11 protein-coding genes are annotated in these 15,723 nt (G+C 69.0%); 6 read left to right on the top strand and 5 right to left on the bottom strand.

All coding sequences use genetic code 11. The features are described from left to right. Positions 1-170 precede the first annotated feature (170 nt). From LX15_RS17340 to LX15_RS17365, 6 genes are all read left to right on the top strand, one after another. On the top strand, positions 171-467 hold the full coding sequence (locus LX15_RS17340) for a hypothetical protein (RefSeq protein ID WP_253670649.1): 297 nt from the start codon (positions 171-173) through the stop codon (positions 465-467). Between the two features lie 742 nt (positions 468-1,209). Next, a complete protein-coding gene (locus LX15_RS17345) occupies positions 1,210-3,354 on the top strand; it encodes a B12-binding domain-containing radical SAM protein (protein ID WP_253670650.1) in 2,145 nt (714 codons plus the stop codon). An 18-nt stretch (positions 3,355-3,372) separates the two neighbouring features. Beyond that, positions 3,373-4,410, top strand: coding sequence for an aldo/keto reductase (locus tag LX15_RS17350; RefSeq protein ID WP_253670651.1), 1,038 nt, complete (start codon positions 3,373-3,375; stop codon positions 4,408-4,410). 16 nt (positions 4,411-4,426) lie between these two features. Then, positions 4,427-4,981, top strand: coding sequence for a class IV adenylate cyclase (gene cyaB / locus LX15_RS17355; RefSeq protein WP_253670652.1), 555 nt, complete (start codon positions 4,427-4,429; stop codon positions 4,979-4,981). Positions 4,982-5,145: 164 nt separating this feature from the next. After that, positions 5,146-6,459 carry a helix-turn-helix domain-containing protein gene (locus tag LX15_RS17360; RefSeq protein WP_504978125.1) on the top strand — a complete coding sequence of 438 codons (1,314 nt, stop codon included), beginning with the start codon at positions 5,146-5,148 and terminating at the stop codon, positions 6,457-6,459. Next, the gene (locus tag LX15_RS17365) at positions 6,456-7,292 is read left to right on the top strand and encodes a class I SAM-dependent methyltransferase (RefSeq protein ID WP_253670654.1); all 837 of its coding nucleotides are present in this window, start codon (positions 6,456-6,458) and stop codon (positions 7,290-7,292) included. The genes LX15_RS17360 and LX15_RS17365 overlap by 4 nt, the downstream gene beginning before the upstream one ends. A gap of 484 nt (positions 7,293-7,776) precedes the next feature. Here LX15_RS17365 and LX15_RS17370 read toward each other — a convergent pair whose 3' ends face one another. The 5 genes from LX15_RS17370 to LX15_RS17390 form a co-directional block, all read right to left on the bottom strand. Continuing rightward, on the bottom strand, positions 7,777-8,907 hold the full coding sequence (locus tag LX15_RS17370) for a hypothetical protein (RefSeq protein WP_253670655.1): 1,131 nt from the start codon (positions 8,905-8,907) through the stop codon (positions 7,777-7,779). 5 nt (positions 8,908-8,912) lie between these two features. Further along, positions 8,913-11,036: a methyltransferase, FxLD system gene (gene fxlM, locus LX15_RS17375; RefSeq protein WP_253670656.1), complete on the bottom strand. Its 2,124-nt coding sequence runs from the start codon at positions 11,034-11,036 to the stop codon at positions 8,913-8,915. Between the two features lie 27 nt (positions 11,037-11,063). After that, positions 11,064-12,311 (bottom strand): lanthionine synthetase C family protein, encoded by a 1,248-nt coding sequence (locus LX15_RS17380; protein ID WP_253670657.1) that lies wholly within the window; start codon positions 12,309-12,311, stop codon positions 11,064-11,066. Beyond that, positions 12,308-15,283, bottom strand: coding sequence for a lantibiotic dehydratase (locus LX15_RS17385; protein ID WP_253670658.1), 2,976 nt, complete (start codon positions 15,281-15,283; stop codon positions 12,308-12,310). The genes LX15_RS17380 and LX15_RS17385 overlap by 4 nt, the downstream gene beginning before the upstream one ends. A 220-nt stretch (positions 15,284-15,503) precedes the next feature. After that, positions 15,504-15,689, bottom strand: coding sequence for an FxLD family lanthipeptide (locus tag LX15_RS17390; RefSeq protein ID WP_253670659.1), 186 nt, complete (start codon positions 15,687-15,689; stop codon positions 15,504-15,506). Positions 15,690-15,723 lie beyond the last annotated feature (34 nt).

The raw sequence follows: 15,723 nt of genomic DNA on the forward strand, positions 1-15,723 counted from the left end.
GACAACGGCGGAGGGGTGGGTAGGTCGGGGTCCGGCCCCGCCAGCAGCGTCTCGACGTACTTGGTGAGCCGGATCCCGGGTTGGTAGCGCAGCCGCTCGTGGTCGACGCCGTGACCGGCCAGGCCGCGCAGCGAGTCCTGCGCCATGCGGAAGCCACACCGGAACAGGTCGTGCGCCGCATGGGCCGGGTGTGCGCGGAGATCGACGGGCAAAGCTGGGAAGCGGCATGTCATGCCGTCACCGAGGCATCGATCACGTGGGGCTTCCCGCTCCGTGCCCGCTCTCTTTACTGGGAAACCGTGCCAGCCGCCGAGGACGCCGTTGGCGAGTCGCCTACCGACCCGTCGGTCGTCAACGCGCTGTGGGGCGCGGCTGTCTCACAGGCGTTCGCCGGACGACTCGACTCCGACACCAGCGCGCTGTTGAGCGGCCCCTGGCGGATGGCGGGACTTTCACTTCCCGGTTGACCATGTCGCCACCTTCCGCGATGACGCTCAGGCCGAGGCCGATCAACCAGCGTTCCTGGGTGTAGCCGAGACTCGGACGTTTGGACCCTAACCGGAGCTGCTCTCGCAGTCGCCGAGATCGCGTCCTCGCTGATCAGGATGGTCGACGCCTCATGGGCGCCGCCCGCCAGCCGTATGTCCGCTCTGGTCATCCGTCGCTGCTGACGGTTGTCTACAGGTATCGGTGCGTGACGACCCCAGAGCGACGGAGATACCTGTGATGACCAGCGGGAAAGCTGATTCGGCTCCCCGCTCCTCGCTGCGCGAGGCCGTGCTGGAGCGCCTGGACCATCTCGACCTGCTGGCTACCGAAGGCGACGAGCGCTCCCGCACGTCGCTCGCCACGACGGAGATCACGCGGATGACGACGGCGTGGCGGGCTCTGTTGGAACAGCACGAGCCCGACGCGGGCGGACGGTGTCCTCGATGCCTGAGCAGGTGGTGGTTGCGCAGAAGGACGCGTCCTTGCTCGGTTTGGACGACCGCGCATGAGCACCTGGTCGGCGAGAACGTTCGCTCGTCAAGGAGTCCGCACGCCCTAACCGCCGATCAGACCAGCGTGGCGACGCTGGCGGCTCCCTAACAAGCCGGGAAGACGGCCCCATCCTGCCGCCTTCCCGGCTCTCGCTTCACGCCCTCGACCGGATGCCTGACCCGCATCCGGCGATCACTCCTGCCCACAGCCCTGTTGCTGGAGGATGCGATGCGCACGTTGGCCTTATCCGCCCACGAACGGTTGCTTCACGCCGTTGGCCATGTCACCGGGACGACGCCCTCACCGAACGCCCCGCTGCGTTCAGTCCCGTTGACCGAGCCAGCCGCTGTCCACGACGCGCTCGCGGACACGTTAGGTGATCAACGGACCATCGTTGTGACCGGCACCTTGGATCGGCGGCTGGTGTTGATCGAACACCAGGACGGCGAATCCTGGACCGCTGCCGACCTCTCCGGCCAGCCGCACTCAACCCGAGCCTGGCCTGGTTGGGCGCAGGCCAACATAAGAGTCGCTGATCCTGACGAGTGGCTTTCCCCCGTGATCATCACCGCTGAAGGGCGCCACAGGCTGCTGCGTCCCCGCTTGCTTCTGACCTCGCTCTATCACCGCGAGTACTTCCCGCTCCCGCGGTTCCCACTGGCCATCAGCGACCTCGCCCGCGCGGCGCGGGCGACGCTGCTGGGTCGGATCGAGCTCATGGACATGCAACTCGGCATAAGCCTGGACGACATTCTCGACCGCATCACCTCGGGCGAGGTCGACGTGCTCGGGGTGTCCGCGACCTTCGGACAGCACGACCTCATGACCAAGCTCCTGGACGAGGTGAGCCGCCTCGACCACCCGCCGCTCGTGGTAGCCGGCGGCAGCCTGACCGTGCGCAACGAACGGATGCTGCTGGAGCGCTACCCAGATCTGCTCATCGGCCGAGGCGCGGGCGAACCGACCATCGCCGACGTGCTCGCACACTGGCACGGGGACCTGACGCTCGACCAGGTCCGTGGAGCGGGATATCGCGGCGCCGCCCGCGGACCGGGCACAATGTCGATCGGCCGGGTCCGGCACACAGCTACCGTCGCGAACCGCATCCAGACCGACATGTGGCCCGAGCTGGACCTGCTGGATCGCACGTTTCGACACAACGGCGTCGCCCAGCTCGAGTCCAGCAGGGGATGCACGAACTTCTGCAGCTTCTGTCCGCGCGGTCACAAGGGGCAGTGGGCAGGAGCGGCACCCGAGGCGCTGCCGTGGATCTTGAACGAGATGGGTGCGGTCTTCGCTCGTCATCCGGAGCTGAGTCGAACGCTGTACCTGGTGGACGAAGAGTTCATCGGGCGTGGCGATGACGCCGTCGGCCGTGCCCTGACCGTCGCGGACACGCTCGCCGAGGCTGGGTTCGCTTGGGAGACGAGCTGCCGGGTTGACCAGGTCGTGCGCCTCGACCGGGATCGGAACTGGCACATCGAGCGGGGTCACTTGTGGCGCGGCTTGGTTGAGCGGAAGCTGCGCCGTTGCTTGTTCGGTGTCGAGTCCGGAGTGACCTCGATCCTGGACCGGTTCAACAAGGAGACGACGGGCGAACAGAACACCCTCGCCATTCGCACGTTGACCGCGCTGGGCGTGCCACCCCGGTTCACCTACATCACCTTCGACCAGCTCATGTCCGAAGCCGAACTGCGAGAGACCCACGCCTTCCAAGGACGCACCGACCTGCTCCTGCGACACCAACCAGACCTCAGTGTCGAGGAGATCATCGACGGCGTTCGGGACGAGCAGTGGGTGGCCGAGCACACCACGGGCCGTCCGTTCTACACCGGCATCTCCTACATGCTCGTGTCGATGGAATGCCTGATCGGGGCTGCGTACACGCGAAGGGCTGAAGCTGCCGGTCTGACCGGGCAGGCCGACCCGTCGATGGGGCGTGTGGAGGCCCGGTTCCAGGACTGGCGCATCGGGGTGCTGTCCCGCTGGTCGCAGCTGTGGATCGACCGGAACTTCGCGCTCGACTACACGCTGAAGAGCCTGGAAAAGATCCTTGACGGCCATCTGTACCAGGTGGCGCGTCGCGTGCGCCAACTTCTGAAGAACGCCGCCTACCTGCTGCTCGGCAGGATGATTGAGGCACTGGGACGCGCCGATGCCCTCGCCGAGGATCACACCGCACTGGAGGCGGGCTGTCAGGCGATCGCGGAAGCGATGATCCGTGACCTGCACGCCGAGTTGGAACCTGCCATCACCGCCTTGCTCGACGATCTACCACCCCGGCACAGCACGTTGCTCGAACACGAGCACGACGGGTGGAGGACTACGTCCACATGGAAGTTGATCAACGTCGCCGATCCCTGCGGCACCTGAGTCGGAAGGAGTACGGCCTTGCCCACTCTGGAGCGGCGAGTCCTCCCCGGCCTCCACGCCGAGGTGTCCGTGATCGGCGCAGGCTGCTGGACCATCGGCGGCCCGGCGACCAACCGAGGCGTGCCGATCGGCTGGGACGACGTTGACCCCGGTCGCGCGTACGCAGGACTCGTCCGCGCACACGAACTGGGCGTCACCCTGTACGACACGGCCGATGTCTACGGGCTTGGCCGGTCAGAGCGGTTGCTCGGTCGCCTGCTTCGCGAGGTGCGCCGCAACGAGCTGGTGATCTCGAGCAAGGTTGGCTACTTCGCCGGCACCGCCCGCCACCCGTACGACCCAGGACAGATGCGCCGCCAGTTCGCCACGACTCTGGACAACCTCGCAACCGATCACCTCGACGTTTACTTCCTGCACAGCGGCGACTTCGGAGACGACGACCAGTCTCTGGCCGGCGCCATCAACGTGATGCAAGACTTGCGTGAGCAGGGCCTCATCCGGGCGATCGGGATGCGGGCACCGCACACCTTCGCCGAACAGTGGGCCGCCAGCGATCACCCCGAGGAGCACAAGATCGCTCGCTGGCTGTCCCTGTTCCACGAGATCCAGCCCGACGTGGTCACTACTCGCTACAACCTCCTGAGTCCGCTGTATGCCGACGGCGAGACCGACATCTTCGCCTTCGCCCTCAGCCAGGGCGTCGGTGTCTTGATCAAGCAGGCCCTCGGCCAAGGACTGTTCCTCCGCAACGACCAGCGGCTCCTGGCGACATTCAGCGGCAGCGATCACCGCCACGCCGATCCGATGTTCACTGAAGAGAATCGGCGACTTGTGCATGCTCGACTGGCGCCACTACGCGACCGGTACGGCGCCCGACCGGCAGACCTGGCCCGTGTGGCGTTGAGGTACGTCCTACAGCACGCCCCCGATGCCGCTGTCCTGGTTGGCTTCCGCGATGCTGACCAGATCAACACCACGCTGACCTGTCTGGGTGACCCACTCAGCGATGAGGAGATCACCGAGATCCGGGCGCTCCTTCATCCATCAACCAACTGACGAAAGGGAATAACAGGTGCAGTACACCGAGGTCGAGAAGAAGTTCGCCCTGCCCGACCCCGCCGCGCTCAAGGCCAAGCTCGACGAGCTCGGCGCGAAGCCGAGCGAGCCAACCCGGCAGGTCGACGCCTACTACAACGCCCCGCACCGCGACTTCCTCGCCCCGACCGTGATCTCGGACTGGCTGCGCCTGCGCACCGAGGACCGCGGCAGCTCGATCAACTTCAAGCGCTGGCATCCCGTCGAGGCCCTCATCAAGACCCACGCCGACGAGTACGAGTCCAAGGTCGACGACATCGAGGCCGTCCGCAAGCTGCTCGAAGCATTGGACTTCAAGCCGATGGTCACCGTGGACAAGACCCGCGAGGAGTGGCAACTCCCCGAGGTCGAGGTCGTCTTCGATCACGTGGTGGATGCCGGCGACTTCGTGGAGTTCGAGTTCAAGGGCGACGCGGAGAACGTCGAGGACGCCACTGCCCGGCTGGACTCCTTCATCGCCTCCCTCGGGATCAAGCTCGGCGAACCGGTCAACCGCGGCTACCCGCACATGCTCCTGGGGCGCGAGCACTGACCACCGATGCCAACCGCCCGCGACGGCCAGACCATCGAGGGCGGTTGGCACCATTGCCAACAATGACCAGACGGTTCACCATCGGAACACCTGGTTGACCCGAATGGGTGGCCTCTACACGCCAGTGACCAGCACTTATAGCGACTGGCTAAGGTGGGGTGTCCATGACCGGGGGTGCTGATGGCGAACCGACGGGATGCCCTCGCGGCACGGCGCGAAGCTCTGGGCTTCACCCAGGAGAGCTTTGCGATTCGGCTGGGTGTGGAGCTGTCCACGTCGGCCGGTGGGAACGCGGCACGTTGACACCACAGCCGTGGCGCCGCCGACGTATCGCCGAAGCGCTCGATGTCTCCCTCGAGCGCTTGGACGAGTTGCTCACCCCTGTCACGGCCGATCCAGGCGGCGCGCTAGCGACGAACGTGCCCGTCAGGCTGGAGGCAGAAAGGCGACTTGACCGCGCTGTAGTCGTGGATGACGCCCGTGACGCAGCGTGGTTCGCCCGCCAGATCAGCGCGGCCAGCGTCAGCAGCTCGGCCCTGGAACAGATCAGCGTGGAGATTCGTCGCTTCGCCACGGACTACGTCTCCAAGCCGCTGTCGGAACTCTTCGTCGACATTCGTGAGCTACGCGGCGAGGTTGTCAACCTGGTGGAGTGCAACAGGTTCCCCAACCAGATGCGCGAGCTCTACCTGGCAGCGAGCCGACTGGGTGGGCTGCAAGCGCACGTTTGCCTCGATCTCGGCCACTACAGCGCGGCTCATACCCACGCGCACACCGCCTTCCTGTGCGCGGAATTGGCTGGTCACAACGGAATGCGCGCGTGGGTTCGCGGTCTCCAGAGCCTCATCGCCTACTGGGACGGCCAACTGGCCGACGCCGTGGAGTTCGCTCGAGACGGTGCGCGCCATTGCTCGCACGGCTCGATCGCGGCCCGTCTTCCGAGCTTGGAAGCGCGAGCATCGGCGGGACGTGGCGACAAGCGCGGCGCGCTCGCCGCCCTCGAACGCGCCGAGCACGCCCGCGTCGTTGTTGGCGACCGTGACGATGACGCGGGCGTGTTCACCTTCCCGGCGGCCAAGCAAGCCGTGTACGCCGGGACCACCCTGCTGACGTTGGGCGACCGTGACACCACCACGCGGGCCGCGCAGGAGTCGTCGTACGCATTGCAGCTCTATGAAGCCGCCGCGCCAGCGGACCGGTCGACCGGCGACATGCTCGCGGCTCGGCTCGACCTGGCCCGCGCCTACCTCATGCATGACGATCTCGACGGTCTCGCCGACCAGTTGAACGTCGTGCTCGCCGTTCCCCAGGTTCGGCGCACTGCCAGCATCGTCAAACGCGCCGCCAGCATTGGCGAGGACCTCACGCAGTCTCGCTACGCGCACTCGCCGCAAGGCAAGCAAATCCGCACCGAGATCGCATCGTTCTGCGCACCGCCCCCGGCGCTGCCGCCCGCACCGACGATGGAGCCAGCGTGAGCCGTCCGGACACCACCAGCCACACCATCCTGGCCGAGAGCGCCTACCGCGACGACCGCCACCTCGCGGCGCGCCAGTCGCTGTACCGCTGGCAGCAGCCCAGCTACGACATGCCGGGCCTCGTGCTCGAACACCTTCCGGCCACGCACGGCGTCGTGCTCGATGTGGGCTGTGGGAACGGCAAGTACCTGACGCGGCTGCGCTCGCAACGCCCGGACCTCACCGTCATCGGACTGGACATCTCGGCCGGCATCGTCGCCAACGTCGGGCCGCCGGTCGTCGTGGCGGACGCCGCCAGGCTGCCGATCGCCGATCACTGCGCCGTTGCCGTACTGGCCATGCACATGCTCTACCACGTCGAGGACGTGCACGCCGCTCTCGAGCACGCGGCGCGCGTCCTCGCACCGGGTGGCACGTTCATCGCGTCGACCAACGCCCGTGACGACAAGAAGGAACTCGACGACCTATGGGCCGCCGCGGCGGCCGACGTCCTCGGTGTCGAGCGCGGACCACGACGCCTGTCATTGAGCAGTCGATTCGCCCTCGACGACGCTCCGGACGTGCTTCGGCCCTACTTCGTTGACGTTCGGGTACTGGAACTGCCTGGCACCATCACCGTGCGCGAACCCGAGCCCGTGATCGCTCATCTGGCTTCCTATCGCGCGTGGGCCAACGCTGCCGGTGTCCCGTTCGACGCCACCCTGGAGCGTGCCCGACAGCTACTGGACGACATGATCGATCGGGACGGTGCCTTCCGCATCAGTTGCCGAGGCGGCATTCTTCTCTGCCACACAACGGAACAGCGGTCCGCACAGAGCCCGGTTCCCGGCTAGTTCGTATTGGAGGCTGTCAGGAGCGGGACGAGTTGCTCCTCGGTTGTGAGCGAGCCATGGTGGCCGATGTAGCGGCTTGACCGCTGTTCCACTGTGGAGCGAACCACGGCCAGGGTTCCCCGCGCCGCGACGACAACGTCGCCGACGCACACGACAACGACCGGCCGTCCTCGAACCGGTGAGTGACCACCGCCTGCCACGGGTCGTAGACGACCGCCAAGTCGGCGTCCGGCACGAACTCGTGCCGCGCTGTGTCACGCAGAACCCGCTCGACCTCGCTTCGTTGCGCGTGGCCCGACTTGCGAATCCTGTCGACCATCTCCGCACGCAGCGCGTCAGGCGACGTCGTGGTCTGCATCGTTTCCCTTCGTGTTCGCCGATCTTCGGGTTGGTCAGTCGTCGTCAGTGGTCAACGCGCGTCTGGTTCCCCACCGTTGGAGAGCGAAGCCCTTGCAGCGCAACGGTTCCGGTCGTGAATAAGCCACTACGAGCTTGCCGGGGCGTGGGCGTTGCAGGACATTGCGGTCGCGGTCATGCTGCGCGGCATGATCTCTTCGGCGCTAGTCAGCGCCTGGGTGAGATCTTCCAGCAGTGTGGCGGGGAGCGTGCCGCAGCCGAGCGCACAGGCGTCGACCAGCTCGGTCAGTTCACGGGTTTGGTTGTGGGTGAGCAATTCGCGGCAGCCGCTGTGGGCGAGTAGGTCACGGGCGGCGTATCCGTCTCGTGTCGCGGTTGCGTAGTCGATCACTTCGACGGCGATCCGGCGCGCGAGCGGGTCGTCGACGGTGCCGAGGGCGTCGACGAAGGACAAACCGAGCCGCGTTCGGAAGACCGCCAAACCGGGCGTAGAGGTGTCGAGGCCGTGGTACTGGTCCAAAAGTGGCGTCAGGTCAACGCACCCCGATGCGCCGTGGCATTGGATGGTCAGGCATGCGGTCACGGCGTTCTCCCAGGGCTCTCCTGGCGTTGTGTCGGCCAGGAGGGCGAGGGCGCTGTCGGTGTCTCCGTCGACGGCGTGAGAGATGATCGCGACCTGGCGGCCGTCGAGCATCCGGCGGCCGATGCCCTTGTACTCGCCCAGCCGAGCCCGTGCATCCGCCCAGCGTCCGGCCGCAGCGAGAGCCCGGCCACCGGTGGCCAGCAGAACGGCCCACAGCCAGCTGCGGATGTGCTGGTGCGTCTCGGCGGAGTCGGTGAGGTCGGCGGGGATCTCGATGCCGTCGACGTCGGCATCGGTGCGGGAGGAGACCGCGGTGAACAGGGTGTCCATCAGCGCGAAGGCGCGCTCGCCTTGGCCCTCGCGGATGTAGAGGCGGGCGAGGTTGGTGATCGGTTCGAGGGCGAGGCGGGCTACCTGCGCGCCCAAGGGGCGGGCGCGCAGGTAGATGTTCACCTGCTGGTGGCACCACTGCCGGGCGAGGTCGGGCAGGCCGCAGTCGGAGGCGACGAGCGCTGCTTGGTTGTGCACCGCGGCTGCCTCGGTGATGTCGCCGGTGCGTGCGGCCTCCCGGGCTCGGTCGCACAGCTCGGCCACCCGCCGGGCCAGCGGGACGCAAGCTGGGCGGGTGCGGGCGACGAGAGGGAAGCGGCGGGCGAACCGGCCGGTGGGGTCCATGACCATTACTCCCAGGTGACGGTCATGGGCTTGGTGGGGCGGTCCAGGACCACGCGGCCGGGGTTGGTGTCCGGCTGGGGCGCGGCGTCCGGGATGGCGAAGCGGACCGTGGACGAGCGGAAGCCCTGGTCCCAGGTCGTGACCTCGCTTGCGACCTGCTCGGCGAGTTCCTGACCGCTGGCGCCGTGGCCGATGACGCCGACCTCGTAGCGCCGGCCGCCGTCCTGGCCGGACTCGGCGGGGCGGATGGTGAGGTAGGCCAGGCTGCCGTCGGCGGCGGTGGTGGCCATCGCCACGGTGGGGAACATCGGCCGGACCAGGCCGCTGTCCTTCGCCGCCGGGGCGACCTCCATGCGCATGAGGGGGTTGGGCAGGTGGCAGGCCAGCCACAGGTCCAGCCACTCGAAGGACTCCCTCGGGACGAAGTGCACGCCGGTCCACACCTCGCGGGCGGGGGTGTCGAAGACTCCGGCGAGGGTGTCCGGGTTGGTGGCGTGGTTGTTGTCCTTGTGGGTCTGCAACGTCACGTCGCCTGGGTTGAGTCCGGTGCTGGTGAGGTCGAGGACGCGACGGGCGTCGTCGCCGAGGCCCCGCAGGGGCATGAAGATCGCCATCTCGCTGCCGAGGCTGCTCCAGCCGTCCTGGTCGCGTTCGAAGACGATGCTGCGTGAGGCGCACCCGCGCAGGCGCACCGGGGCCACCAGACGTCCGCCGGGGGCGAGCTGGTCGAGCCAGGCAGCCGGGACTTCGTGGGCGCCGACGGTGGCGATGACGCGGTCGAAGGGCGCGGTCTCCGGGTGGCCGAGCGCGCCGTCGGCGGCGACCGCCTTCACGTTGCTGATGCCGGCGGCGGCGAGGTGCTCGCGGGCACCGGTGACGAGGTCCTCGTCGATGTCGATCGTGGTGACGCGTCCGGTCGGGCCGGTGAGGGTGGCCATCAGGGCGGCGTTGTAGCCGGTGGCCGCGCCGATTTCCAGCAGCCGCTCGCCGGGCTGGATGCCGAGCTGTTCGAGCATCATGGCGACGATCTTGGGCTGCGATGCGGCGCTGATGCGGGTGCCGTCGCCCTCGTGCTTGGTGTAGACGGGGTCGTCGGCGTACGCCTCGGCCAGGGGAAGGCCGGGGAGGAACAGGTGGCGCGGCACCTGCCGGAACGCGGCCTCGACCGCGTCAGTGCGGACGGTGCCGTCCTTGACGAGACGGTCGGCGAGCTGGGCGCGCAGCTCGTCGGCCGAGTCGGTGGAGGCGTCACTCACAGTAGTCGTCATTGCGGGAACCCTCACGGTGTCGGCGGTGGTGGTCCCGGCTGGTGCCTGCCGGGTAGGCGTGCCCTGGGAGTTGGCGTGGAAGACGGTGTCGACGGCCAGCGCGGCGAGCGTGGCCTGATCGGGTCCGGAGAGACCAGCGCGGTTGGCGTGGAAGATGAAGTGGTGCGCCAAGGTCGCGCGCAGGCCCCGCTCGAGGTGTCCGTCGCGGGCGAGGTCGGCGAGTCGGCGGCCAGCGGTGTCGAACGCCGCCCACCATGTCTCCGGCACCGCGTCGGGCGCCACGTCGGTGATCCTGTGCGTGTTGGTGGTCATCAGCCGTCGCACGGCTTGACGCAACCGCTCGGTGCGCTCGGAGTCGATGTGGTTGGTGTGGGCGGCGGGCCGGAGCGCCGCCACCTTGGCCCAGACGTCGCCCTGCTCGAACCAGTCCAGCCCGGCGGCACGCAGCATCGCGCTGAACAACAGCACGGTGGTCTCCCGCTGACCCAAGGCCGCAGGTGCCGTGGTGCGGGCCAGGCAGTGGCGGCTGTCGTGGTGGAACAGCGTGTGCGCGATGTCCATCCCGGCCGGGCCGCCGAAGGCGACGGTCTCCGGTTCGTAGATGCCGCGGGTCCAGCGGGCGACCTGCCCGTCAGCTTCCAACTCGGCCAGCAGCGTGTCGACCACGGTCGTGTCGGGGTTGACCGGCTGGTAGCGCAGCCGCCAGGCGGGCGTCTTGCGCAGGTGCCACCAGGTGTCCAGTTCACCGTCCTGCTGGGCCTGGTCGAGGGCGGGCGCGAGCAGGGTCGCGGCGGTGTGCTTGGCGGTGGGCGGGTCGGCGAACTCGACCAGGTAGTGGTGCCAGCGGCTGTCCGGCGGCATCGGCGCGGGGTCTCCTTCCGGGGTGGGTCAGGTGATCAGCAGGCAGGTGTCCCAGCCCGTGGCGGGCTCGGTCGCGGCGGCGAGGGCGGCCAAGCCGACTCCGGCGGCGCCCTCCAGCACGCCGGGGCCGTCGGGGACGGGCTGGGTGCGGGCGCGGTGGAACAGGTCGGTGGCTAGCGCGTGGAGCCGGGTCGCGGCGGGTCCGGTCGTGTCGGTGGCGGCGCGGGCGGTGATGCGGGCGAGTCCGGCGTAGCCGTGGCACAGCGAGGTGTCACTGACCAACGCATCCTGGGCCGGGTCGGTCACCGCGCTGATCAGGGCGTCTTCGGCGATCTGGCCGTGAGGAGCGTCGCCGAGGGCCAGGGCGGCGAGGTGCAGGGCGCGGGCGATACCGGCTGTTCCGTAGCACCAGCTCGGGCGGCGGTCGGCTCCGCTGTGCCGCACGGGCGCGGGTCTCGATCGCGCCTCGTCCCTGGTGATCATGTAGGGCCAGCGATGCCCGCCGGGGGTGTCGATGCGCCAGGAATCCAGGCACGCGCAGATCGCCTCGAGCGCCTCGCGCTGCCCGTCCACAATGACGCCCCGGCGCAGGGCCTGGGCCAGCAGCGCCAACGGGCCGCTGATGCCGTGCGCGAGGCCGAAGTTGCCGTGGCCGCCGGGGAACTCGTCCTCCACGCGACCGGTGGGACCGGTCAGGGTCCACCACCCCGGCAGCTCCTCTCCCTCGATCATCACCGGTTGGGTGAGGCGCACCAGGGCACCCAGCACAGCCCGTAGGGCGGTGCCACCGGCATCGTGGTGCAGCAGGTACGCGCCGAGACCGGCGAGGCCGCGGATCGTGTCGAACTCGGCCATCAGCGGCAACATCCCGGCGTCCATGCGCGTGTGCGCGGTGTCGACGCGGGCATGGGCATCGGCGGCGATCTGCTGGGCCAGAGGCGCGAGCGCGGATCGATACGTGCCGGGGCGGACCGTGGCGGCGCCCGCGAGGGCGCGGGCCACGGCCGGCGCGCCGTAGAACCCGCCGGTGCTCGCCCCGGCGGTGACCGGCTTGCCGACGACGACGGTCAGCCACTCGTGGGCGCGGTCGAACGGCCGGATCCCGGCCGCCGCCAGCTCGATGTGCAGCAACGCGACACCAGGAGCCCCGTGGGCCAGCGACTGGTGCCACCACGGCTGATCAGTGGGCAAGTCGGCGGCGTCGGGCCGGGCGAGACGGTCGGCGATCTCCACCGCGAACTCGACCGCAGTGTCTGAGGCGAGGTCGGCGTTCATCGAGGTCCTCCCGCGCGGGCAGCGAAGGTCAGGGCCGCGGTCCGGGCCAAGTAAAGGCACACCGCCTTGTCCTCGGGCTCGATGCCACACGCCCGCAGGAAATGGGTGTGCAGCAACGACCCCAAGACTGCGTCCGGGTCAACGCCCTCGGCGTCGGCCCCGGACAGGTGCGCGTGGTAGGCGGCCAGGGCCTCGGCTCGTTCGGCCCACGTCACGACGATCGCTTCCCCGCCTGGTTCGCCGCGCAGGGCGCGGAAGTTCTCGCTGGGGTCGGCCAGGCGCCGTGCCTCGGTGAACACCGGCCGAGGCACGACGGCCGGCGGCTTGGCCGGGACATGGTCGATCAGCCACCGCATCCCGGCCTCGGTCCCTCCGGTGAAAGCGATCGCGATGGCGGCGAAGTTCGCCGCGGCCAGGGCGTGATGGTGAGGACGCATGGGCTGGGCGAGTTGGGTGACCACGGCGCGGGAGTCGGCGGTGAAGACGGCCTCGGCGGCGGTCAACGCCGCTCCCGAGCCCCAGCGGCCGGTCTCCGGGTAGGAGGTCGCAAAGGCCACCTCGCGCAGCAAGCCCAGACGGCGCAGCCGGTCGGTCCAGGCGCTGACCCGGCCGGCGGCCTCGCCGAACACCGCGGGGTCGGAGCTGGGCAGCGCGATACGCAGGCGCAGGTAGTGCTCGTCGCCCTCGCAGAACCGCAGGAACCACCACTGCGGCTGGTCCTCGCCCCACTCCGCCAGCAGCGCGGGCAGATGCGCGCCGAGCACGGCGTTCTGGCGTTGCCGGTCGCCGTAGAGCTTGGCGAACAGCAGCGGCGACGCACCGGGCGGCAGGCCGTGCTCACCAGGCCGGACAATCCGCCGAGGTGTCGGGCGCGGCGGTCGTGCCGTGGCCTGCGGCTGGCGGGCGCCTAGGGGCACGACGACCTCGTGGGCCCGGCCGTCGAGCCACCCGGCGGCATCCTCGGCGGGGCCTTCCTCCAGCACCGCATACGGATTAGTGGTCAGGTGCTCGTGTAGCAGCACCCGGTGCGCCTCCTCGGCGAGGTCCAGCGGCAACCGCCAGTCACCGTCGACCAGAAGCACTGCCTCCGGGAGCCGACGACGGGTGCGCCAGTCGGTCACCGCGGCGTCCCAGGTCGCCCAGTCGGCGGTCCGATCGGGGAGGTCGGCAGCGGCCAGCCGCCAGCGGGCCGGGGACAGTACGACGCGGCCGGAGCGCACTCGGGGAAGGAACGGCAGGGTGGCCGCCGCGCCCCAGTCGAGGTCGGTGACCTCCGCGCGGTGGGCGCGGGTGAGCTCGATCAGGAAGCGGGCCAGCGGCGGCGTATGCTTGCGCAGGTTGAGCGCGTGCATCCCCCATGCCTCGACTCTCGCACCGAGGCCGGGTGCGGTCAGATACAGCCGGTCGCTATCGCAACTGACCGCCAAGTCCGCCGCCGTGAGCACCGCAGCCGAGGCAGTGCCGCGGTGTTCGGCGAGGCTGATGACAGTCGGCAGGACCTGGACGCTGCGGCTGACGTGAGCGGTGGCGGGGTCCAGCGGTGGGAATGACAACTGGGCCGCAAGGACCTCCTCCGGTTCCGGCGAGGTCAGCAGCGGCGTTGTCAACGTCCGGCGATCCTGCTGATCGAGCAGGTGCAGGAAGCGGCCGATGACGACGCCGGCCGACCGTGAGACCGAGGTGACCGCGAGCTGAAACCTGCCCTCCTTCAAGGCCCGCAGGCTCGAGGAATCGACGCGTGCGCACAGCTCGAGGTGCGAGGGCAGCCGCACCGAGCGCACAGGCGCCTGCTCCAGTTCGGAGATCAACTTCTCGTCGAGAACGACTTCGCGGTGCCCGTCCAACGCGGCGGCTTGGGCGACGGCCAGGAGCCGGTCGTCCCGAGGCGTCCGCTGTGGGCGAGGAGCGGTCCTGGTGGTGCCGGGGTAGCCGTCAGGCCAGCCGATCCCGCTGTCCGCGACGACTTCCAGCAGCGGCACCTGTGTGCCGGTGCCGAACCGCTGGTAAAAGCGCCGGTGGTAGTCCGCCCAGGTTGTGGTGCCCCTGGGGCGGGAGGTCAGGCGCGCCAGCAGCAGCGCAGCGCGTTCGGCTTCTCGGGCGACCGGCTCGGGGAGCACGACGTCTAGGTCCAGCCGTAGGCCGACTGTGACGGGGTTCCGCCGCGACGGAGCCAGGCGGCTCATGGAGGCGGCGGCGTCGGCCCGTAGCGTGTGCCGCGTTTCGGCAGAGCCGTGTTGATGCTGCCGCAACAGGTCGTGGATGTCGTTCAGCGCCGCGCACTGCTCGGCGGCAGCCTCGCCGACCTCCACCAGCTCGCGCGCCAGGTGGCCCAGTGCATCGGGCTCGGTGCTCGGTGCGTGCAGGTTGGTGACGAGAACACGGTGTGCGACCAGCGTGGTGAGCAAGCCAGTCACCGTGCCCGCAGCTCCATGTGGGAACTCGGTCTGGACTTTCGCGCGCAAGTCATCGAAGCGGATCGGTTCGCGCGCAGCGCACACGGCCGTGCGTACTGGGCCCGTGTATCGAAGCTCGACTTCGACAGCACCGGTGCCCCGGTTGCTGATGGTCGGCTGGTACGGCACGACAAGACGCTCACCTCGCACCGTCAACGTGGTGTTGGCGACGACGAGCAATCGCTCCAGGACCGCGGGGTGATCTTCCAGATGACTGATGACCTCGGCCAGCCATCCGGCGTCAGCCACGGCAACCGCCTGGTGATCATCGCCCGAACGCCGGGACGGAACCGAGGCGAACCGCCCGGCGGCGACCCCTGCGAACAGGCCGTTGGGAGTCGGACGGCCAGTCAGCCGCGCCAGGTAGCGCACCACGGACAACACCGCGCGTCGTACGTCACGCTCGCCGGCAACCGTTGCGCCAAACAGGTTGCGGATGCGGTCAGCAAGGATGGGACTGGCGAGGCCGATGGCATCGCGGGCAGCTTCGACCTCCCACACTCGGCGCAGCCAATCCACCCACTCCGTGACAGTGTCAGCCCCGGTAGCCGTCAGCGCTGGCCACGGCGGAAGTTTGAGATCGCTCTGGGCAACGGCTCGGACCAACACGCAATCCGCGGCTCGGAAACCGACGCGATCGGGCAAGGCCGTGGACACCGGGCACCTTTCAGAAAGCGACAGATGGAGTCTGGACGCCCGCCCGCGAGGCCGCGGGCGGGTGTCCAGTCGCTCGTGACAATCAGGCGGAGGTGATGCAGGTCGACTTCTCGCACGTACTCCCGCAGCCGTCATCCGTCATGTTGATCAGATGCGCCGGGTCCACCACCTCGACCAGCGTGATGTCGAGGTCGAACTCCGCGCCCGTCGCGACCTCCGCAGCGGGCGTGGTCACCGTGGTCGGCGACCACTCCATTTGAACCGTCACAGATCCTCCTTCGTGGGTTTCACGCCCCGAGTCC

Origin of the sequence: Streptoalloteichus tenebrarius, from assembly GCF_024171885.1 — a bacterium.
Classification (GTDB): Bacteria; Actinomycetota; Actinomycetes; order Mycobacteriales; family Pseudonocardiaceae; genus Streptoalloteichus; species Streptoalloteichus tenebrarius.

Bases quoted from the DNA above. Each gene is read 5' to 3' on its own strand.
- LX15_RS17345 (WP_253670650.1), top strand. From the start codon at position 1,210: ATGCGCACGTTGGCCTTATCCGCCCACGAACGGTTGCTTCACGCCGTT.
- LX15_RS17360 (WP_504978125.1), top strand. From the start codon at position 5,146: ATGACCGGGGGTGCTGATGGCGAACCGACGGGATGCCCTCGCGGCACG.
- LX15_RS17370 (WP_253670655.1), bottom strand. From the start codon at position 8,907: ATGGACCCCACCGGCCGGTTCGCCCGCCGCTTCCCTCTCGTCGCCCGC.
- fxlM (WP_253670656.1), bottom strand. From the start codon at position 11,036: ATGCCGCCGGACAGCCGCTGGCACCACTACCTGGTCGAGTTCGCCGAC.
- LX15_RS17380 (WP_253670657.1), bottom strand. From the start codon at position 12,311: ATGAACGCCGACCTCGCCTCAGACACTGCGGTCGAGTTCGCGGTGGAG.